This is a genomic window from Salinimicrobium sp. WS361, from assembly GCF_050750585.1.
GTDB lineage: Bacteria > Bacteroidota > Bacteroidia > Flavobacteriales > Flavobacteriaceae > Salinimicrobium.
In genome coordinates, this window is the sequence record NZ_JBOJLM010000015.1 from 43,822 (window position 1) to 70,351 (window position 26,530).

The window sequence follows — 26,530 nt, forward strand, 5'->3', positions numbered from 1 at the left end:
TGGAGCTACCAACAAATATTGCCGGTTCCTAAAAAGTTTAAAATCAGGTTAATTAAAGATCCCTCTTCTTCAGAAGTAAATAAGACAGGTAAACGAAAATTACGATCCACAACACCACGATAAGAAGCTGGTACCAGTGGATGGAATAGTCTTTAGTGATCTCTGAACCCAGTTGTGTGGCTGCCGATTGTACTGCGTTGAGCCTTGAGAAAGGTTCTCTTACCAACAAAGCCATAGATTCTAACGGAAAGAACTGCGCAATGTTTTCAGCAATATTAGAATCCCTGAAGATCTTGTACTCCATAACGCCTCTCACAATACTTTCCATGATCCACCAAATGAACAGGAAACCCAGCGCAAAAGCCGATCTTTTCACCAAAATTCCGAGGAACATACAGAAGGCGAAAAATCCTGTGAGCTTAATGAAATAGGCCAGCAGGTATTCCATGTCTGAAAAGATGATGGAAATTTCGGTATAATCTGAAAAAGAAAGCCCCAGAATAAGGGAAACTACAAAGAGAAAGATGGTAGATAAAAAGGCAAAAGTAACTACAGTAAGAAATTTAGAGAGCACGAATTCTTTCTTGCTGAGACCATCAATGAGGTTCTGTTTTATTGTGCGGTTACTGTATTCATTAGACATCATAGATACGATGACTATCGCCAGGAACAGCTTTAAAGTGGCAGCGATGTAGCTGTTAAAATGCCAGATGTAAGGGAAATTAAAGATCCCCTGATCGGCCAGTCTGAAATTCACATTCCCGAAGTTGAATTCTATGGAAGCGATAAGCGCAATAAAAGTAATGAGTATAAAATAAGTTGTAATTAGAACCCTGGAAGATTTACTAAAACGAAGTTTGTGATATTCTATATTGAGTAATCGTAGCATTAGGCAGAAATTTGGTTGGTTAACAATAAGAATTGTTCTTCTAAGCTCTCTTTTCGTTTTACGAGCTGAGAGAGGCTTAGGCCGTTTTCAAAAAGATAAGAGTTAAGAGCTTCGGCTTCCAGTGGCTCTTCCAAAAATGCCGTTATAATTTCCCCTTTTTGGACCACCTTGCCAAAAGCAGGGTGTGAGTTGAGCAGGGCCAGTAATTTTTCTTCGTTAGTTGCCTTGAGTTCGAAGAAGCCAAAGCTGGCGTTCATCTGGTCTACCGGGCCACTGTAAAGTTTTTCACCTTTTCGAATGATCACTACATGTGTACAAACTTTTTCAACTTCATCCAGCAGGTGAGAGGCTAAGAGGATAGTTGTTCCGGTAGCAGCAATCCTGGTAATGATCTCCCTTATCTGGTGAATCCCCTGCGGATCTAGTCCGTTTGTGGGTTCATCAAGAATAAGGATTTCCGGATCGTTGAGCAAAGCTGAAGCAATTGCCAGCCTTTGTTTCATTCCCAAAGAAAATGTCCTGAATTTACTGTTCCTTCTGTCCAGCAAGCCCACCATTTCCAGCTTTTCATCTATATTTTTTGCTGAAACATTCTTGATCTTGCACACCAGTTCCAGGTTTTGTGCAGCGGTCATGTAAGGATAGAAATTAGGCCGTTCAATGATGGCTCCCACTTTTTTTAATGCCTGGTGCGTACTCTGTGAACCATCAAACCATTGAAAATCTCCGCTCGTCTTATTTACAACGTTCAGAATGATTCCCAGGGTGGTGGATTTTCCGCTGCCATTGGGCCCTAAAATGCCATATATGTTACCTTTTTCAATGGTGAAGGAGAGATCTTTGACCGCCGTAACGGGACCAAATTTTTTAGTGAGATTATTGAGGCGAAGGATTGTCTTCAAAGTAAACCGTTTTAACATTCGACGTCTAAGTTAACGTTTTGTTACACGGCGAAATAAAAAGAAGTCTTATTTTTGAGGAAATTCAGAGTATGCGGGAAAAATTAATGTCAAAAAAGAAACCAAGTTTTCCGGTTAGCGACCGGTTCCATAAATATCTCGCAAAGTACAATCGCAACACTAAAATTCCGGTATTTTATGATGACCTGCTGAGGTTTTCGGGGTCTATCGTAGTCTATGATCAGCACGATGAAGATACTTTTTGGGTGCGTTGCTACTATCCCGATTATGAACGTGATGATATCGACAATAGCCTAAAGCAGGTTTACACCATCCTCCATTCCGATGGAAGTGACGATTCCCTGGAGTTCCTTAATGTAGATGCGATTGACTACTGTACCTTCGGAAATTCAAAACCCTTCCGTATAAAGGTCAGGAATATCCTGAATGACAGTTTCACCTATTTTTATGTCAAGAAAGCGGATGCTTCCCGTATTTATGGATTGGAGTTTGAACATATACTTTCACCGCACAGGATCAATTTTCTTATCTATCGGGATACTCTTATTGAAGAGCACATAGCCGGAATTCCCGGAGACGTTTTTATTGAAGATGAATTGCCTTCCTGTGATGACAGGGCGAAAACCCAAATAGCCAAGCAGTTTGTCAAGTTCAATGAACGTTGTACTGTTAGACTGCTGGGCGATATGCGATCGTATAACTATGTGATCATCCCCACTCACGATTTTGATCATGTAGATTATACCATAAGAGCTATAGATTTTGATCAACAGTGTTTTGAAGGCAGTTTAAAGGTGTATCGGCCGCAATTCTTTAAAGAGAATTTTAAGATGGTACAGCTGGTTGCTGACAAGCTTCAGGAGAATTCCATAGAACAATACAGGAGGGAAGAAAGATCTTTGTTAGCAAAAAGGATCATAAACTCCCAGTCGCGTTATAAGGAATTAATGCGATGCATTCTCAACGATCAAATCTCTAACGAACCCAATGTAAAGCAACTGCGAAAAGAACTTTATGACTTTTCCAATGACATGAAGTTCAAAAGAGCGCGTAATATGGGCCAGATACTAAGAACTGCCCTTGACTTTGTGAAGAGAAATTATGAGAATGTGAATATGAAAAGACTCGTTTAAAGGTATAAGGATTAAGGAATAATGTATAATAAAAAAGAGGAGCTTCAAAAATGGCATTTTTGAAGCTCCTCTTTTTTTAGTCCTGGTTTCTGATTCCTGTTTCTGGAAGGGAAGCGGACTTAACTCTTATTCTCTTTATTAAAATATACCAGGTAATAATACATTTGTCGTTCTTCATCCCATCCTTTTTCCACAAATTTTTCAGCAGATTCGGGGTTGATAAAGTCCATCTTGATCTGAATATTGGTGTCTAGATTGATGGTATTTTTAATCGATTTTCTCGCAGCTGTTACGGCTGTGTTAGAGATTGGGAAGCTGGTGAGATCTTCAATCTTGTATTTTGGAGCTTTTTCGGTCTTGTAATTCTGAAATTCAGGAACCAGAGCCGGATTGTCTATTACCGAATTCAGGAAAGCAGTCTCTTCAAATTCATCGTTCTTGGCGAAGTAATCTACACTTCGGTTCATGAACATTACTTCTTCCTTTTTATCTTCCGCAGGAAGTACCACATCTTTGGCGAAATTCTGGCAGAACTTCAGGTACTTTTTTGTGTGGAAATTCTCATCGGCCAAAACATCAACTCCGAGGAAATTCTCCAGCCAGTATTTAGTATCGTACTTATTAGAATCGACTGAAAGGATCTTGAAACCTTCCTCGCGATTTTTGTTGAAAATAATTGCTCCTTTGTCAAGCTTGTTTAGGTTTATTCCCTGCTGAATGATCATCTCCAGAATGCTTTCCTTTTCCTGGAACTGCAGGAAATCGTGCTTTAATTCAGACTTAAAAATACCAATAGCGGTAGTCTTTTCATTGTCAAGCATCATATTGTCAAAAAATACAACATAGACCTCCCCACTTTTAATATGCGGGTGTGCCGATTGTTCAAAGAGCAGGGTAGTGATCTTTTTTGACTGCTCATGAATGGTTTGAGGTGCGTCAAAGACCTTGCAGGCAATGTCGTACAACGGATTGAACTCTACATCTACTTCATTTGTGAACTGGAAATAGTTTTCTTCCTTGTCTCTAAAAGGCTTTAAAAAATATTCCTTTATGAGCGGGGTGATCTCGTCATTAAGATGAAAAGGCTGGGCAGAAAGAAAGATGTTCTCATTTCTGCTCTTATTGCCAACCCTATGAATAGACAGGGAGTCAATGTGAGCGTTATATAAATTGATCATATTGAAGTGCGGTTAAATTACCGGATTAATAAAAGCTAAAAAATAGGAAAATTTGGACTAGTTCCAGTTTTCGTCAAAAGAAAGATCGTCGTAATCGTCTACGTCAAAATCGTCATCATAGTCGAGGCCAAGGTCGTCATCTTCGGCCTGGAAATCTTTCTCGGGTGCGCTCACCGGGAGCTGCCCGTGAACAAAAAGCAGGTTTGGATAGTCCATTTGCGGGTCGGGTTCTGCGATCTCGGCCAACTCTACAAGAAAAGTCCACATGCTAAGAAAATCGTAGACATAAATAAGCTTGGTCTGTTGTTCAGAAACCACATCATCAAGGGTAGTCTCATTCATAACGCGTACAGAACCTGTACCTTCGGTCACATCAAACTGTGAAATTTCTTCGCCCTGGTTCCAATCATCATCACTAATGTAGAAAGAAGCCATCTCGGTGCCATCAAACCCGAAGGATTGTAATATGGTATTATGTAAATCTTCAAGCGTATTGTCGGCCATAATTTCTATGTCACGAAATACGTCTTCTTCGGCATCGAGGATAATTCTAAATCTATACAGCATAAGTCAAAAAATTGGATTGCAAAGATACATTTTTAGATGACAAATTACAGCTAGCGACTAAATCTATGCAGGGTAAAAGTCATAGCCGTGAGCAGGAAAAATGCCCCTACCTGGTGTGCTACACCCAGCCATAAAGGCACGGCATATATCAAAGTGAGTACACCCAGCAGGAATTGCAGAAATACAAGGCCTACCAGCCAGTTGATCCCTTTTTGCTGCGGAAGGGTAAGCTGTAAATTTCTTGATTTGTACCAAATGAAGAGAATCATGGCTACCACGCCGTACGCCAGATAGCGATGTACGAACTGAACGCCACTTTTACCTTCAATGAAATTACGCCACAGCGGCTTTTGTTCTATGTAAACGGTCTCGTGAATCCATTCGCCACCGGTCATTTTAGGCCAGAAATTGTGAATCCATCCGGCGTCGAGTCCGGCTACAAATGCTCCCCAGATGATCTGTAAAAGCAGGACGACCATTCCCACCCAAACCAGGTTTCTGAAGCTTTTATTGATGTCTTTTTTCTTAGGATAAACCAAGTCCATAGCCACCCAAAAGCAGTAGGCAAAAGTGAGAAATGCCGTTGTTAAATGGGCAGCAAGCCTGTAATGACTCACGGCCGGCATATCTACCAGGCCGCTCTTAACCATATACCAGCCTAAAAATCCCTGGAAACCACCCAAAAAGAGCAGTACGATAGATTTGTAAATAGTTGGTTTTGTAAGCTGTTTGGTGATAAGAAAATAGAGGAAAGGTATAATGAAAACCACCCCTATTAAGCGCCCAATAAGCCTGTGGAGCCATTCCCAGAAGTAAATACCTTTAAAGTCTTCGAGAGTGAAGTGGTAATGCAGCTTCTGGTATTCGGGAAACTGTTGGTAGAATTCAAATTCCTCTATCCATTGCTCTTCTGTAAGAGGTGGAATAGTCCCGGTAATGAGTTTATAATCGGATATTGACAATCCCGAATTGGTAAGGCGGGTGATTCCACCAACCACTACCATTATAAAAATCAGGAAACAGCCGGTGTACAGCCAGTAAACTACTTTTTTATTGTCTTTCATGGGGGTAAATGTGAAGGTAAAGCATGTCTTATTTTGGAGATAAACCTATTTCCTTTCCTTTTTGAAGCATATAAGCTTTGGCAGCGTCATAATCGTTGGGGATCACCCCTTCTAAAATGGCTTCTTTAATGGCATCTTTGATGATCCCAATCTCGCGGGATGGTTTCAAACTAAAAGTATCCATGATCTCTTCTCCCGAAACCGGCGGCTGGAAGTTACGTACATGGTCGCGTTCTTCAACTTCTTTAATTTTTTGCCTTACAAGCTTAAAGTTGTTGTGGTATTTTCTGTAACGTCTCGGGTTCTTGGTGGTAATATCGGCCTCGCACAGGGTCATCAGGTCTTCTATGTCTTCGCCGGCATCAAAGATGAGTCGGCGTACAGCCGAGTCGGTTACATCTTGTGACAACACGATAGGGCGGGAGCTCATGTACACCATTTTCTGTACAAACTTCATCTTTTCATTGAGGGGCATTCGCAGTCGCTTGAAGAGCTTAAACACCATTTTTGAGCCTACAAATTCATGACCATGAAAGGTCCAGCCCAGCTTTTCATCAAACTTTTTGGTGGGAGCTTTCCCAATATCGTGCAGTAATGCAGCCCAACGCAGCCAGAGGTCATCTGTGTTTTCTGAAATATTATCTACAACTTCAAGCGTGTGCCAAAAATTGTCTTTGTGGCGCTGCCCTTCAATTTCATCAATCCCTTCCAAAGCCGTGAGTTCCGGAAGAATGAGCCGTAATAGCCCGGTTTTATGAAGAAGCCCAAACCCTACTGAAGGTTTCGGGGAAAGCAGGATCTTATGAAGTTCATCTACAATCCTTTCCCTCGAAATAATCTTGAGACGGCCCCTGTTGCGAATAATTGCCTGCAGTGATTCCTTTTCAATCCTAAATTGCAATTGAGAAGCAAAACGCACTGCCCTTAACATTCTGAGAGGATCATCAGAATAGGTGATATCGGGATCTAAGGGCGTGCGAATAACGCCTGCACTTAGATCCTGAAGCCCATTAAATGGGTCCAGTAGATTGCCGTAAGTATCTTCATTAAGGCTGAGCGCCAGGGCGTTGATGGTAAAATCCCTGCGGTTCTGGTCATCTTCAAGGCTTCCGCTTTTAACGTCGGGATTTCTGCTCTCTTCGGAATAACTTTCCTTGCGGGCACCAACAAATTCCACTTCCATGTCATAAGCCCTGAGCATGGCAGTTCCGTAGTTTTTAAAGATTTGTACTTTAGGCTTATGCGGAAGCAGCTCAGAAACCTTCTGCGCCAGTTCAATTCCGCTGCCCACAGCCACTATATCAATATCCTTGTGCTCGCCACGTTGCAAAATATAATCCCTTACAAAACCACCTATAACGTAACTTTCGAGTTCCAGCTCTGTGGCTGCAAGAGAAATTACTTTGAAAATATTATTGGTTAGGGCCTGTTTATAGTTGTTCACTTTTTTTATTCTTTTTTTCTGCTATGAATCTCAAATGGCTCATTAAAAATGCTACTTTTTTTTGCCACGAATTCACGAATAATCTTTATAAAACAATTCGTCGATGATCCAGCAGATCTTTATGAAAATTAGCCAATATTGCTAATCGGCAATTAGACACTTTTAGGTAATTTATGCATTGAGAAATAAATTTATCATTGATATCCTCTACTGCCTTTATTTCCAGAATTATTTTATCCTGTATTACAAAATCAGCATAAAATTTATGTGACAGAACAATGTCTTTATAAGATACAGAATATTGTTTTTCGCGAGTGAATGGAATTTTTCTGTTTTTAAGTTCATATTCCAGCGCATCCTTATATACTATTTCTGAAAACCCGCTACCTAAATTATTATATACCTCAAAAAGGGCGCCTACAATGGCGTAACTCTCATGTTTGTATATAATATCGGTCATAAATTTAAAGATTCGTACTACTTGAGTAAGAGCCAGGAAATATTCGTGTATTCGTGGCTCCTTTGGTTTTTATTACTTTCTAATCACCTTTACTTTCCCGTCATTACTTAGCTTGATTATAGCCGAAGGTTTAGGGGTTTTAATAGCCTGCTGTAAATTCACCACGTAGTCTACACCATCTATGATCTCCTTGCTTATTTCGCTAAAGGAATTTGGAGTGGGTTGGCCGCTTATGTTTGCAGAAGTAGATACCAGGGGGCGCTTCAGTTTTCTTAAAAGCTGCTCGCAAAATTTGTCTTTGGTTACCCGTATACCCAGCGTATTGTCTTCTCCTATCAGGTTTTCGGCCACTCTTATAGGTTTGTCGTAAATTATGGTGGTGGGTTTGGCAGCATATTTCAGAATATCGTAAGCCACTTCGGGCACTTCTTCAATAAACTGGTTGAGCATTTTAAAATCAGAAACCAAACAGATCAATGCCTTTTCCTCACTTCTTCTTTTAAGGGCAAAAATCTTGTCTATAGCCTCAGGATTGGTGGCGTCACAGCCAATTCCCCACACCGTATCGGTAGGATATAGAATTATTCCGCCTCTTTTAAGGACGTTAAAAGCATTGTTAAGTTCTTCAGTGTAATCTCCCATTTAGTGCGTTTTTATATGCTTCCAGGGTCTTCCCGGCCATAATCTGACTGGTAAAGGATTCAAATAGTTTCTTCCTGGATATTTTTGCAAAGTTCGGGATTACCTGCGGATTTTCAAGTAAAAACAGCAGGTTTTCGCCCAGCCCTTTAAAGTCATAAGGATCGCTCAACAGGCCGTTGATTTTATCTTCAATAACTTCGGGGATTCCGCCTACATTAGTGCTTACTACAGGAACTTTGTAATAAAAAGATTCGTAGATCACCTGGGGGATTCCTTCGCTTTTGGAAGTGTGGAGCAGCATGTCAAACTGTGGAATAAAAGCTGAAGCATCCGGAATATAACCTGAAAAAAACAGATGATTTTCGAGATTGTATTCCTGCACAAGGTCTTTAAGAGCAGGGGTTAGCTCGCTGAAGTTACCCATCTGAAAAAAGTAGAGATCTTTCAGGTTCTTCTTGTTTATGAGAAAATCTGCGGTGCGAACAAAAGTTTCAAGGTTCTTTGCATCAATATGATTCCCAATGTTGCCAATAATTTTTGAATGCTCCGGAAGCTTATATTCGCTACGTATCCAAAAAGGGCATTTTTGATCTTTATTTTTCAGGCTTGTGCCGTGATAAATTACTTCAAACCTGTCAGGATCACTCAGAGTTTCCAAGCTCACGCGTTTTGTTTCTTCTGAAACACATAAAATACGTTTAATTTTGGGGTAATTGTATTTAAAAAGGGTTTGGCGGCGTGCCCTGATGGGGAAACTGGTCTTTTTACTGAAAATAAAGGGAGGCAGGTCAAAAAAATGATCGGCTAATACGGCAAGCGATAGTGCATTGGGATCGTGAATATGGATGAGGTCAATTTTTTCCCTTTTTGAGACCTGAATGATTTTTTTGACATACCTGAAGTCGAAACTCGTAAAAACGGGAGCAGTATAATGCCTTAATTCTAGATTTTTAAGGCTTCGCTCAAAAAGGCTTCCTTTTCTGCACAGTATAATATTGGATACTTCCGGATGGTGTTCAGACATCTCCAGGCACAGGTTTTCAATATGTTTTTCACCGCCGCCCCAATTTTTTACTGCCGATAAATGAAGGATATTCATATATTTTTTCTGTATTCGTCTTTTTAAAGCCTGGTATTGCGAATTTATAATAAATCTATTCAAGGCAGGCAGAGAAGAATCTTGAAACAGGTATTTCTAAGGATGCTATGGAGGTGATGAAGCTTATAAATTCTGAAGTTTAAAGTTAATGCAAACTCAAATAGCTAACTTTGCAAAAAGGTTGAAAAAATATGAAGGTAGTTGTAAGTGCAGCATATTCATCTTATAAAAAAGAGATTATTGATGCTTTAAATAATTTTGAAAAGGAAGGTCGAAAAATCGGTCCGGGAAAAAGAAATATTTTAAAAGCAGTAGTCATAAAGAAGAAAGAGCTTAACATTAAAGCTTTTAAGATCCCTAATGTTGTAAATAAAATTGCTTACAGGTTTTTTAGAAAATCAAAAGCTGAAAGATCTTTTATATATGCCAGTGAACTTTTAAAAAGAGGAATTAACACCCCGGCTCCTGTGGCTTATGCTGAAGAAACTACTTCTTTTTCTTTTTTAAAAAGTTACTATGTTAGCGAACACCTGGAGTACGATTTAACCTTTAGGGATATTGACCTCGACAAAAAGGGACATGAAAAAATTTTACGTGCCTTTACCAGATTCACCTTTAAATTACATGAAGAAGGGATAGAATTCCTTGACCATTCCCCCGGAAATACGCTTATTCAAATTAACGAAGACGACTATAAATTTTATCTGGTTGATCTTAACAGGATGAATTTTAAATCCCTTAATTTCAATGAGCGAATGAAGAATTTTGAACGTCTTACTCCAAACAAAAAACAGGTGGAAGTAATGGCGGATGAGTATGCTAAATTAATCAATAGGCCGAAAAACGAAGTTTTTGAAAAAATGTGGTCTTTAGTAGACACATTCTTTAAGAACCGTGGGAAGAACAGGAAATTAAAACAGCAGTTAAAGAAGTCGGTAGGAATTAAATAGATCAAAAGGAGTATTAACCTTTTGTATGCTTCAGAAAAAAGTTCTATTTAACTAACAATTCTACATAAGGGATTAAGCAAAAGAGATTCTGTAAAAAATATCTTCTTTAAAAGTAAAGGCATATAAAAAAGAATAACACTGGCTGCCTTAGGTTTCTTTGGCTTTCGCTTTACATCCTTAAAACAGGAACATTTAGTTTTTACTAAGTTGTTTTTCTATCCAATTCAGTATATAATCTAATATTTTATCGTTTGCCATATCCAAACTTTGGAAGGTGACGAAAAGTTTCCTCTGATCTTTTTTATACCACTTCAGCTTTAACTTGGTCAACCATAGATTTTTGTATGATCTAAAATATGTTAGTTGTGAATCTTTTTGATAGTAGTAAGTATTATTTTTAATTTCTAAATGCTCAGATAAGGACGAGATAAGATATTGATCTTGACTTTTGAATCTGTGCTGAATATTCTTTCGTAGTAAGGTGTCTTCTTTAAAGAAATTTGTTAAAGTTGATTTTCTTACACTTACAGGGGTGTGAAAACGTCTAACATATTTCTCCATTAGTGCCAATTTGGCGCTATTTTGTTGTAATTTCTTAAAACTTATTTTATCCTTTTTTTTCGAAATATTTAAAAAAGTCAAAACTTTGCGGTAGGATTTTCTTAATGTTTTATTTTCATTAAATAGTTGCCATTCGCCTCTAATAATGGGTTCCCCATCAATAAAAAAATCATCTAGCGATGCTTCTTTCATTATGAAAGTGTCATCATTTAAAATAATAAAGTGTTCAGATAAGTTAGGTATTCTGAATAGCATAGTTTCAATAGAGCACGAATTGAAGACGGGTAAATATTCTTCAAATCCTCTAAAAATAACTTTATGATCAACCAGTTCTAAGTTTACTCCTTTTTTTCGAGCCAAAGATTTTAGGGATGTAAAAGATTCAGGCGACTGATTATCGGCTACTACAAAAATATTCTTAATAAAAGGAGCAAATTTAATTATCGATTTAATTGCAATGTCTATTTCTCCAATTGAATTATATCGTTTAAGGTGGTTTTTAGAAGAGAAATTAATTTTAGATTCAGAATAGGTATTAATCTTTTCCTGCCAATTTTTATCATTTCCATTCACCCAGGTGATAACGGCATCAACTTGAATATTTTCTACAGCTTTTGTCATTCAGTAAGAGTTTAATCAGAGATTTTTATTTCAGGAAGTTAATTTTGAGAAATAAATAATACCAAAATTATGGATAATCTTTATAGATCAGGGTTATAGGTATACTAAAATCATGAAAATCACAATAATAGTAAAAAAAGTGTAATTAGTTGGTATTATTTAATGGTTGGGGGTCTCCGATATGTTTTAAGTGTAAAATAACTAAGTTTTCTTCGTTCTTTAAATTTCCTTACAAGATTCCAGGGCTTCGGCTTAAGTTCTGTTTTGTCTGCGTGAAGAAATTCCAGGCAGGCATCAATTAGTCTTTTGCTGGACATTCCATCCTTATATGGATGCACTCTCTGATTAAATTCCTTGATGTTTTCCAGAAGCTGTATTTGTGGGTCGAGAGCTTCGGTAAGAGCAACTTCCACATCCCTTACTTCAGTAACATTAATGAGCTGTGGTCCGGGTTTAGAATTTCTAAAGGTAACCACCGGTTTTTCCTGCAGTAAGAACTCTGTAATAACCGAGGTAGAATCTGCAAGCAACACATCTGCTTCCTTAAAAAGAGGAATTAGGTTAGTGGTTTCATAATAGGTGAGATTTTCATTCTGAATTTCCCGAAATTTATTAACGATTTCTTCAGGCAATTTTGGATGCAGTACTACCTTAAACTCCCATTCTCCCCTTTTTGAAAGTCGCCTAATTTCTTTGACCACATCATCATTATAGGCGAGGCTAAGGCGTTCGGTAAATGTTGAGGCAACCAGAATACATGGTTTTTCCCTGGGTTCATCATGCACAGGAAAAAGAGGATCCAGTTTGGGCCAACCTGTCTCGCGTACCTCGAAGTGTATATGCTTTTTTTGAAGTTCTAAAAATATTTGAGTGGTTGAGGGACCATGTGTACAGTAAAGATCAAAAAAACCTCTTATCCTAAAATGTCCTTTTTTAAAGTTTCTTTTGCTGGTTTCAAAGCCATGAAACACCTGAACTTTTAGCCCTGGAATAAAATCGGCAATGGTATTAGTGATACTTAGAACCACGTGAGGTTGATAATCAATAACCTCTTTAATGTTATTAAGTGCTTGTTTTTCACTGCTAATTTTTTCTCGGGTCTCTTCCCGGTCGGCAAACCATTTTACCTCATATCCACGTGCTAAAATTTCTTTCTCCAGTGGCTCTCCAATTGGAAATGCGTATGAATAGCTAATGTAGATTAGGAAGCGATAATTCATAGGTCGAGGTTTTTAAGAAAGGATTCCAGCTTTGGTTGTATTAATTCGGGTCTAAACACTTTATAGTATTTCAGGTTTTTTGCCCTAATTTCCTTTTCTTTTTTATTCTGAAAAAGATTGGGCTCATAGTCTTCCAGATGAACAGAAACTTTATCTCTGTCATCACAGTAAATTCCCCAGTAATTCTTTTTTATAGAAGGGGAATGTATAGAAAAAGTAGGGACTGCCAGTGCTTTGGCAATATTAGCTGCTCCACCTTCATTTCCTATGAAAATATCACAGTTGGCACAATTTGAAATATAATCTGCCAGTTCCCTGGCGTAAAGCTTGAAAAAAATCCTGGACCTGGTGGTTTCAGAGCATAGGTTATAAATAGCGAAAGCTTCTTTTTCCTGTGATGGAGAATAATTAAATAAAATCTGACTATCCTTTACCTGGTTTGCCACGGTATCGAGAAGTTTGGACATATAAGCAGGAGGATAGCTCTTGTTGCCGGAGCTTCCCAAAATCCCACACATAATAAGAGGTTTACTATGACAAATTCCACCCTGTTCAAGATGAGTAGCGGCTTTTTCTTTCTGAAGCTTTTCCAGGTATATTTTTGGAGGGGCATGCATAGGAAAATCCGTATGAAACGCCTGTAAAAACTGCATTCTGTTTTCTATAGCCAACCCGGCACAGGTAGACGGATTTTTTATATTCTGAAAGGTTCGGGAGTAAAAAGGACTGGTATATTTCTTATGATAACTTAGCCTGCTGATGGCTCCCGATAATAAGGAAATTATTCCCGTACTTATCTTAGAATATACATCGATTACATGGGTGTATTCTTCTTGCCTGATGCGATTTACAAACTGCAGAAACTTTAAGGGGTTCTTATTAAGCCCCGAATTATAAATAATGAATTTGTCAATAAAAGGATTGTTCTTAACAACCGGTAAAGTATGAGGCTGAATGAGGTAATGAAGTTCTGCTTTTGGGAACTTCTTGTGAAGGGCTTCAAATAAGATTGAGGATGTAAGTACATCCCCAATCATTTTTTGCTGTATTATCAATACCTTCATTTAACTAATCCCTCCACAGGAGAGAATTCTTTTACTTACACAGACCGAATATGTTCTTTCCACCAGAATGAAAAAGCGAGCTATACAGCCACATTGTGTTCCCTTAGTGCATCGTTAAGAGAAGTTTTCTTGTTGGTGCTCTCTTTTCTTTTCCCAATGATCAAGGCGCATGGCACCTGGTATTCTCCTGCAGGGAACTTTTTAGTGTAGCTTCCGGGTATTACCACAGAACGTGCTGGAACAATCCCTTTCATCTCTACCGGCTCGTCTCCGGTTACATCAATGATTTTTGTAGAGGCGGTTAGAACAACATTGGCACCCAAAACAGCTTCTTTTTCCACCTTTACACCTTCAACAACGATACTTCTGGAACCCAAAAATGCATTGTCTTCTATAATTACCGGTGCGGCCTGTAATGGTTCAAGAACACCTCCAATGCCAACACCACCGCTCAAATGCACATTTTTGCCAATTTGTGCGCAGCTACCTACTGTAGCCCAGGTGTCAACCATAGTACCTTCGTCAACATAGGCTCCAATATTCACGTAGCTTGGCATCATGATCACTCCGCTGGAAATATATGCTCCATGGCGGGCTACTGCGTTTGGCACCACGCGTATCCCTTTTTCTTTATATCCTTTTTTAAGTGGAATTTTATCGTGATATTCAAAAATACCTGCTTCTAAAGTCTCCATCTTCTGAATAGGGAAATATAGCACTACAGCTTTCTTCACCCATTCGTTTACCTGCCATCCTTCGGCTGTGGGTTCGGCAACACGTAGTTTCCCGCTGTCCAAAAGTTCAATCACCTCTCTTATGGCGTTGGTAGTTTCAGATGTATTTAGAAGATCCCTGTTGTCCCAGGCTTTCTCTATGATGTCTTTTAAATGTTCCATGCTCAGTATTTTTCCTGTTTTAAATCATTTGCACAATCCAGAATCAAATTCCGGTAGAAATATCTGTCAAAAATGCCATTTTTGAAAGGTTTTTTTGTGCCTTCTTTTAGCGGGGCGAAGGTAATACATTTAACTTGAATAAGCCGAAGCCTTTAGCTGTGGGGAGGGTGTTGCCTGGTTTTTGGGTTCTCGAATTAAGACGTATCTTTGCAGCTGAATTATGGGAAGGATACTCGCACTTGATTATGGTACTAAACGCACGGGAGTTGCGGTTTCTGATGAGCTAAAGATCATAGCCTCGGGACTCACCACTGTTCCCTCAGCTGAACTTTTAACTTTTCTGAAAAAATATTTTTCCGAAGAAAATGTTGAGCTTGTTTTGCTGGGTGAACCAAAACAAATGGACAGTACGGCCTCGCAAAGCGAAGTCAATATCCAGCAGTTCCTGAAGAAGTTCACAGAGATTTTTCCCGAAATGAAGCTCGAAAGAGTAGACGAACGTTTTACCTCCAAAATGGCTTTTCAGTCAATGATTGACAGCGGACTTAAAAAGAAGCAAAGGCAAAACAAAGCCCTTGTAGACGAAATAAGTGCGACAATTATTTTGCAAAGCTACCTTTATAAATGATTAAGGGGTAAGGAATAAGGGTTAATTTAGAGTTGATATGGAAAGAGACCTTAGAAAACGTTCTAATAATTTTGCACATAAATGTGTTAAACTGGCTCTTTCTTTTCCTAAAGGAGTTCTGCAGGATCATGTACAGAAGCAATTGATAAGAGCATCAACCTCTGTGGCTGCAAATTATCGTGCAGCCAATTTGGAAAAACAAAACGATCTTTTATTTCTAAATTAAGCATAGTAATAGAAGAAGCTGACGAGTGTATTTTTTGGATTGAATTTCTCGTAGAGGAGAATATTCTAACGGAAGGAACATATGAGCCTGTTTTAGAGGAGGCAAGGCAATTGACTGCAATTTTTTTTGCTTCGAGAAAGACAGCTGTTAAGTCGCAGGAGAGATCCTGAGGCACAGAAAAATGATAGAGTTACATTATACATTAGACAATAACATGATAATTCCAATAACCGCTTACGGAGATCCGGTGTTAAGAAAGAAAGCGAAAGATATTTCTGCCGATTATCCTAAACTAAAAGAATTGATTGAGAACATGTGGGAGACGATGTACGGCGCCTATGGCGTAGGATTGGCTGCACCGCAGGTGGGGCTTCCTATTCGTATTTTTATGATAGATACTTCCCCGTTTGCCGAAGATGAAGATCTTTCTGAAGAGGAGAGAAAAGAACTGGCTTCCCTTAAAAAAGTATTCATCAATGCAAAAATCCTTGAGGAAAAAGGAGATGAATGGGCTTTTAATGAAGGTTGTCTCAGCATTCCTGATGTTAGGGAAGATGTCTTTAGAAAACCTGAGATAACTATCGAGTATTTTGATGAAGATTTTAATAAACACACCGAAAGCTATAAAGGCCTTGCGGCTCGTGTGATTCAGCATGAATACGATCATATCGAGGGAATCCTGTTCACAGATAAGCTAAGTAGTCTTAAAAAGAGGCTTATAAAAGGGAAATTGACCAATATCTCTAAAGGGAAGATACAGGTAGATTACCGCATGAAGTTTCCTGAATTAAAAAAAGGCCGTTAATTATTTTTGTTTTCTAGGCAGGAGGTAAGATATTTGCGATCCAAAATTTAAATAAATATGAAGTTAGATAAAGTGTTATCAATTTCGGGAAAACCGGGATTGTATGAACTTAAGGCTCAAACCCGGGGCGGATTTGTAGCCGAATCTATGTTAGACGGAAAAAAGATCTCTGTGAACATGCGCCACAATGTGAGCCTTCTCAGTGAGATTGCCATATATACCTACAGCGAAGAAGTTCCTCTACGTGAGGTATTTCAGAAGATCTATGATAAAGAAAACGGGGGAGAGGCTATAAGTCATAAAGAATCTAAGGCCAAACTGGAAGAATACTTCAGTGAAGTGCTGCCCGATTATGACGAAGATCGCGTTTATATCAGCGATATTAAGAAGATCATTCAGTGGTACAACCTATTGGTGAGCAAAGGGGTCACAGACTTTTCTAAAGGAGACGAAAATGCTTCCGAAGAAAGCTCAGAAACCGAAAAGACTCCAAAAGATACAGCCGGCGAAGAAGAATAGCCGCAACAATAAATTTATGCAAAACCAACTGATTTCAGTTGGTTTTTTCTTTGGGTAAAACTTACCTTTCCTCTTTTAAAGATGGCGTTATGAATTCACGACAAGAACAGCTTAAAGCTTTTGACCGCTTACTCACCATAATGGACGAGCTGCGGGAACAATGCCCCTGGGATAAAAAGCAAACCTTGCAGAGCCTGCGGCACCTTACTATTGAAGAAACATACGAGTTGGGAGATGCTATACTCGACAATGATTTGGAGGAGGTAAAAAAGGAGCTGGGTGATCTTTTACTGCACATCGTATTCTATTCAAAAATAGGAAGCGAGACTAACGATTTTGATATTGCAGATGTGGCCAACAGTATTTCTGAGAAATTAATAAGCCGGCACCCTCATATCTACAGCGATACAAAAGTGAATAATGAGGAAGATGTTAAACGAAACTGGGAACAGCTGAAGTTAAAAGAGGGCAAAAAAAGCGTTTTAGAAGGTGTTCCTGCGTCTTTACCGGCACTTGTGAAGGCCAGTCGCATTCAGGATAAAGTGGCGGGTGTAGGCTTCGATTGGGAGGAACCGCAGCAGGTGTTCGAAAAGTTACAGGAAGAGCTGGAGGAACTGCAGCACGAGATTAATTCTGAAAATCAACAGAAAATAGAAGAGGAGTTTGGCGACGTGATGTTCAGCATGATCAATTACGCCCGATTCTTAAAGGTTAATCCTGAAGATGCACTGGAGCGAACCAATAAGAAGTTTATTAAGAGATTTCAGTATCTCGAGGGCAAAGCAAAAGAACAGGATAAAAGCCTTAAGGATATGACACTGTCCGAAATGGATGTCTACTGGGAAGAAGCGAAGAGGATTTAAACAGCTTTTGGCTTGGAGAGCCAGGAAGTCAGACTTTGCCAGAGAATGAGACTGATTTTGAATCCTCCGTTTCGTCTATTTCTGTCGTCTCCGAATAATCTCAGGATTTCGGCTACTGTGTAAAACTCCAATAATTATTATCTGGTTTTTTTCTTCTTCGACTAAAAAAAAGATGGAGTATGGAAAACGCCTGATCATTGACTGTCGCAATTCTTTATACTTCCGCGGGTATTGAAGAGGGGATTTACCGATAGAATCGATTTCCTTATTCACTTCACATTTAAATTCTTCACCTAACTCTTCTTTTCGTTCACTGTACCATTTTTTCGCCGCCTCTAGATCGTGCCGAACTATAGGATGTATCTTAGTTTTATAAGCCATCCTTTACCATTCCTCTTTGACCTCATTCCAATCCAATAGATCTTCAGGATTTTCTGAATAACTTTGGAGACGTTTCTCCAGTTCCTTCTTCTGAACTGGAGAAATACGTTCCTGTGCTTCTTTTTCTTTTTTTAGTACACGCTCTAATGCCTCCATCACGCTTTCCTCTTCAACTGTCATCAACTCCTCTATGAAGTGATACTTTCTTGCTGATAAATTATCCATAGCATTTTGTTTTCGCTTACATAAAGATACGATTATTGGGTAATATTTCTCTTTTCAAATACACTAAGGAAAGTTTAATTTTTTTTAAGTAGCTCTCGGAATAGAAGTTTGTTTCCCGCGGCCATTTTGAATCTATTTCAGATTCTTTTTAATCTGAAGAAAAGAAACAATGAGAACCTGAAGCAATTTTGTATTGACCATAAGAACTCCAAACAAAAAACACCCCTCAAAAAATGACATTTTTGAGGGGTGTTTTTTGTTTCCAGTAAAGGATGCTATTCGTCGTAAAGAGACTTTACTTTCTCAAGTTTCTCTTTCCAGATTTTAAGCTGCTCCTTATGATTCTGGATGTTCTTATGAACTTCCTGTACCAGCGGATTCTTATCATCAACGTTAGAGAAGAACTGCAGGTTGTTTTCCAACTGCCTTATTTCGGCTTTTGTTTCTTCGATCTTCTTTGTAAGGAAGTAATGCTCGTTGTTTAGCTTTCTTGAATCATCAGAATTTTCGAGGGCCTGGACCTTGTTCTCGTACTTGAGCATTTCGCTCTGTTTCTTATCTAGATCCAGCTTATCAAAAGCCTGATCAAGGACTTTGTTGAACTTTCCTTCAATGTACCGTTTGCTGTGAGGCACGCGGCCCAGTTTCTTCCACTCCTCAATAAAGTTTTTAATTGTGGGAAGATCCTTTTTGCGATCGCCGGTAAGCTCAATGTTCTTTAGCTTTTCAAGCAAATCTTTCTTTTGATCAAAAGCTTCATTTTCTTCTTTGTTCTCCTCATTTCTGGAAGCGTGAAGCCTGTCGAAGTAGTGATTACAGGCAGCTTTAAACTTTTTCCAGATCTTATCGCTGTCTTTTCGGGGAACATGGCCAATATTCTTCCAATCGGTCTGGATCTTTTTCATAAGAGGCGTGGTGACTTTAAAATCCTCACTTTCTTTATGCTCCTCTGCTATCCTTACCAGTTCCTGCTTTTTCTCCAGGTTGTCGTATTGCTCTTTTTTCTGGTTCTTGTAAAAAGAGTTCTTATTACGGTTAAAACTGCGTACAGCCTCTTTGAACTTCTTCCAGGTCTCGTCATTCACATGTCGTGGCACCTTTCCTGCATTAAAGAATGCTTCCCGCAGGGCTTCAACTTCAGTAATCTTCTGTTGCCATTGCTTGTGCGACGTATATTTTTCCGAAGCAATGTCTTTGATTTGATCAATGATTTGCTGCTTCTTCTCAAGGTTTTTCTCAAAATCTTTTTCCAGCTGCGCGAAAAACTCCTGTCTCTTATCGTGGATTTGCTTGGTGGCATCGCTGAATTTTTGCCAGATATCTTCCCTGTATTCTTTTTCTACGGGGCCAAGATCTTCCTTCCACATTTTGTGCAGCATTTGTAGCTCCCTAAAAGCACGGTTGGTATCTGGCTCTTGTGTAAGCTCTTCTGCCCGGGTAATGATCTTTAATTTCTGCTCAAGGTTGTGCTTGAAATCTAGATCTCTAAATTCGCGGTTAAGGTGTAGAAAGTCGTAAAAATTCTCAACGTGGTGGTGATAGGTATTCCAAACCGTGTTGTACTTATCACGAGGGATTGATCCTGCCGTTTTCCAACGGTCCTGCAAATCTTTAAAATGTTTGTAGGTGGTGTTGATATTCTCTTCAACATCAATCAAACCCTTTAATTCTTCAATGATCTCCAGCCTTTTTTCCAGGTTCTTGTTGAGGTCCTGCTTAAGTTGCTGGTAATGCTTATTTCTTTTTTCCTTGTAGTCAAAATACAGGGAATTAAAACGCTTTTTTAAGGGAGTAGAGTAGTGGAAGTCAATAATATTTCCGCCATCAGCAAGAAATTCTTCTTTCTTCTCCTCAATTTCCTCGTCTTGTTTGGCATTAAACTCAGCCCGTATTTCTTCAACGTGCTCTTTAATTGCCTGTACTTTTTCGTTTTTAAGAAGTTTTTCCAGCTCATCGGCAAGGGCTTCCTTGCTCATGGCGTGGTAATCTTTCTTTTCTATCCCATGACGCTCGGCAGTGGCCTCGTCTTCGCTGTCTTCAGCAACAGCGTCATCCACTTCGCTTTGAGCATCTTTAGGTGCCTTTTGCTGCTGTTCGTCTTCTTTAGTCTCGTCATTTTCTTCGGAAGTTTCCGGACTTGAGGCGTCAAAAAAGGGATTTTTGGGTTCCGTTTTTTCTTCGGAAGTTTTCCCGTTATTATCTTCTGCATTGGCCGAAGGCCCTTCATCTTCATGATCGCTTTCTAAAGCCGATTCGGGCGAGGTAACAGGTTCAAGACCTTTTTTATCCTCGGTTGATTTGGCTTCATCAACCATAGCATCTTCAATATCTTTGCTTTCCTTTTCTTCTGAAGGTTGTGCAGTATCAGCAGCTTTATTGGGAGTTGGCGTGGTTGTTTCTTTTTTCTGAGAAACCGGCTGCTCTCCCCCCTCATCATCACTTTCCAAAAACGATTCGGTAGAAGAACCGGGTTCGGCATTCCTCCTATCTTCACTCGCTTTCGACTCGTCTACCATAGCATCTGCAATGGAATCTTGCTCCTCTTTCTCTTCGGAAGCATTTTCAGCATTTTGTTCTGTCTTTTCGGCTCCGGTTTGAGCCTGGAAATTCAGGTTTTTGTTTTGATTTTCCTGTTGTTCCTGGTTTGACAGTTTTTCTTTCTCAGACATATCTTTCAATGTTAGGGTTCAATATTCAGTAATAAGTCTGAAAGATAATAACTCCCTACGTACCTAACAAGGGTTTGCGGCTATTTCTAAATGGAAAGTTAAAGCTCGGCTTTTAGTCCCGGTTCCATATTTCCCAGGCTTTGAGCGCCTGAAGTTCCAGCATTTTCTCCCCGTTTAAAACCGTTGCTCCACGTGCTGCCGCCAGTTTCATTAATGCCGTTTGCGCCGGATTGTAGATGAGGTCAAAAAGCAGGTGCTTTGAACCGAGAAAATCTACCGGGAGCGGCGGGTACTCTTCAATGTTGGGATGAGTGCCCAGGGGCGTGGTATTTATTATAACGGTGTGCTCCTCAAGTTTCTCTTCGGAAAGTTGCTGGTAAGAAATGGCATTTTTGGAAGGTGAGCGTGAAACCAGGGTGGTGGTGATACCCAGTGAATCCAGCGCATAATTAACAGCCTTGGAGGCGCCACCTGTACCCAAAATAAGTGCTTTTTTGTGGTGTGGCTTCAGGAAGGGTTTTAAGGCTTCCAAAAATCCGAAGTAATCGGTGTTATAGCCGGTAAGACTCCCGTTTCGCTCCACTTTAATGGTGTTTACTGCACCTATTTGTTGTGCTGTTTCATCCAGACTATCCAAAAAAGGGAAAATGGCTTCCTTATAAGGGATGGTCACATTAAGCCCTTTTAATTCAGGATTTTTGGCGAGTACTTCAGGAAATTCCTTTATTTCCTGCAGATCAAAATTTTCATAGGATGCATCTATGTTTTCCCGGCTGAATTTTTCAGAAAAAAATTTCCGCGAGAAAGAGTAAGAAATATTACGTCCTACGAGTCCGAATTTAAGCATGGGATTTTTTATTTTTTAGTTCGGCCAGGGCCAGCCACAATACGAGAACAGTTCCTGTAATGATAAAGAAAATCGCGATCCAGGTACTGGGATGATCTAATTGCGGCAGGTACCTGTCATAATTGTCTACGATCTTATTCCCGTTTTGATCCAGCAAAAATACACCTTCGGCATTTCTACGGAATTCTGCTTCTTTCCATGGCCATACTACTCCCAGGGAGCCGGTGATAAAACCAATAATCACTGCAAAAGTGGCATTTTTGAAATGCTTCAGTAAATATCCCAGGATGTGAGATAAAGAAACGAGTCCGGCCACAGATCCTGCCGTAAATACGAGTAATACCTGCAGCAGGCGCAATCTTTCGGGTGCTTCAAGAAAACCTAGGTCAAACCTGAAGAGATCGGACAAAGTGAGGTACAGCGCATTGACAGAATCTACCAGCAGCAGCACGTAATTGCCAAGTAGAATAAGGATAAAAGAACCTGAAAGCCCGGGAAGTGTCATCCCTGAAACTCCTACAATTCCGCAGAAAAAGACAAACCAGAGATTGTCATTCTGCGCGGCAGGTTCCAAAAAGCTGATGCTTACGCCGGCAATGATACCAAGAAGCATAAAGCCAATGTTGCGGCGGTTCCACTCTTCAAAATCTTTACTTATGTAATAAATGGAGCCGAGGATCATTCCGAAGAAAGAAGACCAAACGTAAAGCTCGTAATGTGTTATAAGGTAATCGAGCAGCAGGGAAATTGAGAAATAGCTAATTACCATTCCTAAAATGAGCAGCGAAAGAAAGCGCCCGTTGGTGTAATACCAAAGGCTGCGAAACCTTCCGTTGATCAATAATTTCAGGGAATTGAGGTTGACGCGGCGAAGGGAAAAAATAAATTCCTCATAAAAACCGGCAACAAAAGCCACCATCCCGCCCGATACGCCGGGAACTTTATTGGCAGCCCCCATAAGGACGCCCTTGATTACCAGGAATATTTTATCGCTAAACGTTCGGGTTTGCTGCATTGTCCTGCACCGGCTTTTTTTCTGCGAGGCCCTCTAAGATAAGAATAAGAGCAAACCCTGCAAGCATGAGCATAAAAGCCTGAAAGGTGTGAGGCTCTGAACCAAAATTCCAGGGCATAACAGATTCATCTCTTAGGGTGATCACCTTGTCACCGTACTGGGCGGTTTCCAGTTGTAACTTCCACGGCCATATCTTGTTGAGAGAGCCTGCAATAAACCCTGTTAAGGTCGCCAGCGTGAGGGTGCTGTAATTACGGAAGAGCCATTTGAGGAGACGTGAAAAAGAAAGTAATCCAAACACGGCGCCTAAAGCTACTATGCCCAATATCTTTAAGTCGAACTCATGTGCTGCTTCGCTCACGGTCTTGTAGGCGCCCAGGAGCACCAGGATAAAGGCTCCCGAAATTCCTGGTAATATCATTGCGCAAATGGCAATAGCACCTGCAAAGAACAGGTAAAGATCATTTGGTGCTGCAGCTAAAGGTGGCAGCGAGGTGATATAAAAAGCTACTCCTGCGCCTATTACCAAAAAAAGGAATACGTTAAACGTCCATTTTTCAATTTGTTTAGCCACGTAGTATATGCTCGCCAGTACCAGCCCAAAAAAGAAAGACCAGATTAGGATTGGGTGGTTCTCCAGCAAGTAATTGGTGAGTCGCATCACTGTAAAGATGCTAAACAGGATTCCGCCTAAAAGGGCAATGATAAAGTTGCCGTTAAACTCTTTCCACATTGCTTTAAAGCCCTGGTTCTTCCAGGTGTAAAGCAGCCCGATTTTCACCCCGCTAATGGTGGAAATGAGCTCCTCATAAATCCCTGAAATAAATGCTATGGTACCACCGGAGACCCCGGGAACAACATCGGCTGCTCCCATGGCCATTCCTTTTGCAGTGAGAACAAGGTAATCTTTAAAGCTTCGTCGCATCGTCTGGTTTTGAAGTGCGCAAAGTTATAAGAATTAATTGCAAGATTTTAGGTGCATCTTTATTTTCTCCTTAACCGATTTTCTTGCGAAAATAGAAGGGAAAAGCTCCTCAATGATAATGTAATAATCAGAATCCATCTTAAGAGCGTTATTCAAATGCGTATTTCCTTTTTCGGGTTCGTGCAGCATGAAATAAAGTCCGGCAAGTCGGTACTCAATCTCTGCCGTTTCGGGATAGAATTCTACGGCCTGTAACAGGTTTTGTACGGCAGCTTCAAATTCTCCTAGATCAATAAGTACGTCGCACCTTTTAATCCAGGTTTCAAGTTCATAGTTTCCCAATTCGAGTGTACGGCGGTAACCTTTTTCAGCTTCCTCAAGTAGGTTCAACTGATTGTTAATGCGGGCATACCTTTTCCAGTACAGCACATTTTCGCTGTCAATATTGATAGCTTTATTGATGTAGTAAAGAGCTTTGCGAAAATTCTCCTTTTTGTAAAAGAAATCTGTGATGGCTATCCAGCCTTTGTCCAGCAAAGGATCTTCATGAACGGTTTGGCGGTAATTCTTTAACGCCAGCTCATCGAGCCCCAGTTTTTCATAACATTTCCCAATACGCAGGTACGCAAAAGAGGTAGGATCATCAAGATCCATGGTAATGCTGTAATTTTCAATAGCTTCATTGAATTTACCCAGTTTCTCCAGCACCTTTCCTTTTTCAAGATAAGCTCCGATAAAAGTATCGTCACTAATGATGGCAAAGTCAAAAGCCGAAAGGGCTTTGTTGTAATCTTTGAGATCAAAGTACTGTTTTCCCAGCTGGTGCCAGGCTACCTCTGAATAGGGGTTTGTATCGAGAAATTTGTTTAAATACTCAATGGCTTCCCGTTTTTGTTCGAGAAAATCAAAGCAATACATGATGTTGTAGAGCGCCGAATAATCTTCTTTATCGGCTTCGAGACACTTCATGAAATTGAGTTTTGCGTTCTCAAAATCTTCCAGGAACAGGTATTCCATTCCCAGCAGGGAATAAACATCGGCTTCGTCATAGCTCATTTCTAGAGCAACCTCAAGCATTTGAATAGCTTCCTGGTGTTGATCTTTCTTTGAGAGTATGTTCGCCTTTTGAATATAGATTTCCTCATTGGAGGATTCCAGGTCATAGATCTCATTGAGAATTCCTTCGGCCTGATCAAGTTTATCTTCAAAAACCAGGATCTCCACGCGAAGCAACTTCAGGTTTACCGAAGTAGGGTGTTGTGAAAGTCCAAGCCTTACGGCTTTTTTGGCAAGTGTAATTTTTCCGTTCTCTAAATAGTAATGAATAATATTTTCAAACTCATCTGAGTCGAAGAACAATACATCATTCGTCTTCAGCATCGATTCAAAACGAGTAAGGGAGAAATTGTTTTCTTCGTTATGGCTTAATAGCATAAGCAGTGATTTACTGATTTCTTCAGTATTAAAGTTATAAATGTTCTACAGCGACCGGGTTAAAAACAAATTATGTTGTTAACAAAGTAATTAACACCTAATTGTCCTGCAATAAATCATTTAGTATGTCAATAATTATGCCGCATCCTTCTTTTATTTCACTCATTGAAATAGTAAGCGGGGGCGTAATTCTAATAGCTTTTCCTTCAAATAGTAACCAGAACAAAATCAATCCTTTATCCTGAGATCTTATTACGAGTTCGTTGACAATTTCTTCGGAAGTTAATATAGGAGCGAGCATTAATCCGCGTCCCCGTACCTCAGAAATTAGTGGGTGCACCAATAATTCTCTGAATAATTGCTCTTTTTGAAGAGTTTGTGCAAGCAGGTCTCCTGCTACCAGTTCTTGTAATGTTGCCAGAGCTGCCGCCGCAATCACAGGATTTCCACCAAAAGTAGTGATATGCCCCATTTTTGGATTGGCACTAAGCGTATCCATTATTTCTGAAGAGGAGGTGAAGGCTCCAATGGGCAGTCCGCCACCCATGCCTTTCCCCATCACCAGAATATCGGGTACGGTGTTGTAATTCTGAAATCCAAACAGTTCTCCGGTGCGCCCGAAGCCCGGTTGGATCTCATCGAGGATGAGGAGGGCACCCACTTTTTCACACCTGGATTTTACCTTTTTTAGATAGTCGTTTTGAGGCTGAATAAAGCCTGCACCACCCTGAATGCTCTCCAGGATAACTCCTGCTGTATTTTCATCGATTTTTTCCAGGTCTTCCTCACGGTTGAACTCGATCCAGGAAATATCGGGGATCAACGGGCGGAAAGGCTTTTGCCGCTCCTCAAAGGTCATGAGACTTAGAGAACCCATCGTATTCCCGTGGTAGGCGCTTTTTGCTGCAATAATTCCAGATCTACCGGTATAGCGACGGGCAAGTTTTAAGGCTCCTTCAATGGCCTCGGTTCCCGAATTAGTCAGGTATGTTTTTTCCAGCGGTGCCGGGAGATGTTCTGCGAGCAACTTACACAATTCTATAGCGGGCCCCTGTGCATATTCACCGTACACCATAACGTGCAGGTACTTTTCTGCCTGTTCTTTAATAGCGTTTACAATACGAGGATGGCAGTGGCCTAAAGTACAGGCCGAAACACCTGCCACAAAATCGAGATGCTTTTTGCCTGCTGTATCATAGATGTACGAACCCGAAGCATGGGAAACTTCCATTGCCAACGGGTAAGGCGAGGTTTGCGCCTGATATTTTAAAAAATCCTGTTTCAA

The 26,530-nt window shown here is 40.0% G+C and carries 27 protein-coding genes and 1 pseudogene; 7 read left to right on the plus strand and 21 right to left on the minus strand.

The annotated features are described in order from the left end of the window. Window positions 1-52: 52 nt before the first annotated feature. Together ACQ93I_RS13915 and ACQ93I_RS13920 are read right to left on the minus strand one after the other, a co-directional pair. Window positions 53-889, minus strand: coding sequence for an ABC transporter permease (locus ACQ93I_RS13915; protein ID WP_431699018.1), 837 nt, complete (start codon window positions 887-889; stop codon window positions 53-55). Continuing rightward, entirely contained in the window at window positions 889-1,791 is a 903-nt protein-coding gene (locus ACQ93I_RS13920) for an ABC transporter ATP-binding protein (RefSeq protein ID WP_431699019.1), read from the minus strand. Before ACQ93I_RS13920 ends, ACQ93I_RS13915 begins: the two co-directional genes overlap by 1 nt. A gap of 89 nt (window positions 1,792-1,880) precedes the next feature. Here ACQ93I_RS13920 and ACQ93I_RS13925 point away from each other — a divergent pair, with 89 nt between their 5' ends. Beyond that, window positions 1,881-2,942: a hypothetical protein gene (locus tag ACQ93I_RS13925; protein WP_431699020.1), complete on the plus strand. Its 1,062-nt coding sequence runs from the start codon at window positions 1,881-1,883 to the stop codon at window positions 2,940-2,942. A gap of 119 nt (window positions 2,943-3,061) precedes the next feature. On the opposite strand, the gene ACQ93I_RS13930 is transcribed toward ACQ93I_RS13925, so the two are convergent. From ACQ93I_RS13930 to ACQ93I_RS13960, 7 genes are all read right to left on the minus strand, one after another. Beyond that, a complete protein-coding gene (locus ACQ93I_RS13930; protein WP_431699021.1) occupies window positions 3,062-4,120 on the minus strand; it encodes a nucleoid-associated protein in 1,059 nt (352 codons plus the stop codon). A 57-nt stretch (window positions 4,121-4,177) separates the two neighbouring features. Further along, entirely contained in the window at window positions 4,178-4,687 is a 510-nt protein-coding gene (locus ACQ93I_RS13935) for an IS1096 element passenger TnpR family protein (RefSeq protein ID WP_266070294.1), read from the minus strand. Between the two features lie 50 nt (window positions 4,688-4,737). Continuing rightward, complete coding sequence (locus ACQ93I_RS13940) at window positions 4,738-5,751, minus strand: COX15/CtaA family protein (RefSeq protein WP_431699022.1); 1,014 nt, start codon at window positions 5,749-5,751, stop codon at window positions 4,738-4,740. Window positions 5,752-5,779: 28 nt separating this feature from the next. Next, on the minus strand, window positions 5,780-7,204 hold the full coding sequence (locus ACQ93I_RS13945) for a CCA tRNA nucleotidyltransferase (RefSeq protein ID WP_431699047.1): 1,425 nt from the start codon (window positions 7,202-7,204) through the stop codon (window positions 5,780-5,782). A gap of 76 nt (window positions 7,205-7,280) precedes the next feature. Beyond that, window positions 7,281-7,655 carry a GxxExxY protein gene (locus ACQ93I_RS13950; RefSeq protein WP_431699023.1) on the minus strand — a complete coding sequence of 125 codons (375 nt, stop codon included), beginning with the start codon at window positions 7,653-7,655 and terminating at the stop codon, window positions 7,281-7,283. A gap of 72 nt (window positions 7,656-7,727) precedes the next feature. Continuing rightward, entirely contained in the window at window positions 7,728-8,297 is a 570-nt protein-coding gene (locus ACQ93I_RS13955; RefSeq protein WP_431699024.1) for an L-threonylcarbamoyladenylate synthase, read from the minus strand. Continuing rightward, on the minus strand, window positions 8,281-9,396 hold the full coding sequence (locus ACQ93I_RS13960; RefSeq protein ID WP_431699025.1) for a glycosyltransferase family 4 protein: 1,116 nt from the start codon (window positions 9,394-9,396) through the stop codon (window positions 8,281-8,283). The genes ACQ93I_RS13955 and ACQ93I_RS13960 overlap by 17 nt, the downstream gene beginning before the upstream one ends. 191 nt (window positions 9,397-9,587) lie before the next feature. Here ACQ93I_RS13960 and ACQ93I_RS13965 point away from each other — a divergent pair, with 191 nt between their 5' ends. Then, a complete protein-coding gene (locus ACQ93I_RS13965) occupies window positions 9,588-10,346 on the plus strand; it encodes a lipopolysaccharide kinase InaA family protein (RefSeq protein WP_431699026.1) in 759 nt (252 codons plus the stop codon). Between the two features lie 192 nt (window positions 10,347-10,538). On the opposite strand, the gene ACQ93I_RS13970 is transcribed toward ACQ93I_RS13965, so the two are convergent. From ACQ93I_RS13970 to ACQ93I_RS13985, 4 genes are all read right to left on the minus strand, one after another. Next, entirely contained in the window at window positions 10,539-11,528 is a 990-nt protein-coding gene (locus tag ACQ93I_RS13970) for a Stealth CR1 domain-containing protein (protein WP_431699027.1), read from the minus strand. Window positions 11,529-11,683: 155 nt separating this feature from the next. Further along, window positions 11,684-12,748, minus strand: coding sequence for a CDP-glycerol glycerophosphotransferase family protein (locus tag ACQ93I_RS13975; protein WP_431699028.1), 1,065 nt, complete (start codon window positions 12,746-12,748; stop codon window positions 11,684-11,686). Further along, entirely contained in the window at window positions 12,745-13,812 is a 1,068-nt protein-coding gene (locus ACQ93I_RS13980) for a glycosyltransferase family 9 protein (protein ID WP_431699029.1), read from the minus strand. Before ACQ93I_RS13980 ends, ACQ93I_RS13975 begins: the two co-directional genes overlap by 4 nt. Window positions 13,813-13,892: 80 nt before the next feature. Continuing rightward, the gene (locus ACQ93I_RS13985) at window positions 13,893-14,708 is read right to left on the minus strand and encodes a 2,3,4,5-tetrahydropyridine-2,6-dicarboxylate N-succinyltransferase (protein ID WP_431699030.1); all 816 of its coding nucleotides are present in this window, start codon (window positions 14,706-14,708) and stop codon (window positions 13,893-13,895) included. 220 nt (window positions 14,709-14,928) lie between these two features. Here ACQ93I_RS13985 and ruvX point away from each other — a divergent pair, with 220 nt between their 5' ends. The 5 genes and pseudogenes from ruvX to mazG all read left to right on the plus strand — a co-directional run bounded on the left by ruvX (window position 14,929) and on the right by mazG (window position 17,749). Then, the gene (ruvX, locus tag ACQ93I_RS13990; protein WP_431699031.1) at window positions 14,929-15,336 is read left to right on the plus strand and encodes a Holliday junction resolvase RuvX; all 408 of its coding nucleotides are present in this window, start codon (window positions 14,929-14,931) and stop codon (window positions 15,334-15,336) included. 37 nt (window positions 15,337-15,373) lie between these two features. After that, window positions 15,374-15,732, plus strand: a pseudogene (locus ACQ93I_RS13995) (four helix bundle protein). A gap of 44 nt (window positions 15,733-15,776) precedes the next feature. Next, window positions 15,777-16,367 carry a peptide deformylase gene (gene def / locus ACQ93I_RS14000; protein WP_431699048.1) on the plus strand — a complete coding sequence of 197 codons (591 nt, stop codon included), beginning with the start codon at window positions 15,777-15,779 and terminating at the stop codon, window positions 16,365-16,367. Between the two features lie 57 nt (window positions 16,368-16,424). Further along, window positions 16,425-16,886: a DUF5606 family protein gene (locus ACQ93I_RS14005; RefSeq protein ID WP_431699032.1), complete on the plus strand. Its 462-nt coding sequence runs from the start codon at window positions 16,425-16,427 to the stop codon at window positions 16,884-16,886. Between the two features lie 89 nt (window positions 16,887-16,975). Beyond that, window positions 16,976-17,749, plus strand: coding sequence for a nucleoside triphosphate pyrophosphohydrolase (gene mazG, locus ACQ93I_RS14010; RefSeq protein ID WP_431699033.1), 774 nt, complete (start codon window positions 16,976-16,978; stop codon window positions 17,747-17,749). A 75-nt stretch (window positions 17,750-17,824) separates the two neighbouring features. Here mazG and ACQ93I_RS14015 read toward each other — a convergent pair whose 3' ends face one another. The 8 genes from ACQ93I_RS14015 to ACQ93I_RS14050 all read right to left on the minus strand — a co-directional run bounded on the left by ACQ93I_RS14015 (window position 17,825) and on the right by ACQ93I_RS14050 (window position 26,530). Further along, window positions 17,825-18,130: a type II toxin-antitoxin system RelE/ParE family toxin gene (locus ACQ93I_RS14015; protein ID WP_431699034.1), complete on the minus strand. Its 306-nt coding sequence runs from the start codon at window positions 18,128-18,130 to the stop codon at window positions 17,825-17,827. 3 nt (window positions 18,131-18,133) lie between these two features. Beyond that, a complete protein-coding gene (locus tag ACQ93I_RS14020) occupies window positions 18,134-18,355 on the minus strand; it encodes an addiction module protein (RefSeq protein ID WP_431699035.1) in 222 nt (73 codons plus the stop codon). A 275-nt stretch (window positions 18,356-18,630) separates the two neighbouring features. Then, entirely contained in the window at window positions 18,631-21,024 is a 2,394-nt protein-coding gene (locus tag ACQ93I_RS14025) for a DUF349 domain-containing protein (protein ID WP_431699036.1), read from the minus strand. 112 nt (window positions 21,025-21,136) lie between these two features. Then, a complete protein-coding gene (locus tag ACQ93I_RS14030; RefSeq protein WP_431699037.1) occupies window positions 21,137-21,871 on the minus strand; it encodes a shikimate dehydrogenase family protein in 735 nt (244 codons plus the stop codon). Continuing rightward, window positions 21,864-22,886, minus strand: a complete 1,023-nt coding sequence (locus ACQ93I_RS14035; protein ID WP_431699038.1) for a DUF368 domain-containing protein — start codon at window positions 22,884-22,886, stop codon at window positions 21,864-21,866. The genes ACQ93I_RS14030 and ACQ93I_RS14035 overlap by 8 nt, the downstream gene beginning before the upstream one ends. Further along, on the minus strand, window positions 22,864-23,811 hold the full coding sequence (locus ACQ93I_RS14040) for a DUF368 domain-containing protein (protein ID WP_431699039.1): 948 nt from the start codon (window positions 23,809-23,811) through the stop codon (window positions 22,864-22,866). Before ACQ93I_RS14040 ends, ACQ93I_RS14035 begins: the two co-directional genes overlap by 23 nt. A 33-nt stretch (window positions 23,812-23,844) precedes the next feature. Then, a complete protein-coding gene (locus ACQ93I_RS14045) occupies window positions 23,845-25,245 on the minus strand; it encodes a tetratricopeptide repeat protein (RefSeq protein ID WP_431699040.1) in 1,401 nt (466 codons plus the stop codon). A 97-nt stretch (window positions 25,246-25,342) separates the two neighbouring features. Further along, the gene (locus tag ACQ93I_RS14050) at window positions 25,343-26,530 is read right to left on the minus strand and encodes an aspartate aminotransferase family protein (RefSeq protein ID WP_431699041.1); all 1,188 of its coding nucleotides are present in this window, start codon (window positions 26,528-26,530) and stop codon (window positions 25,343-25,345) included.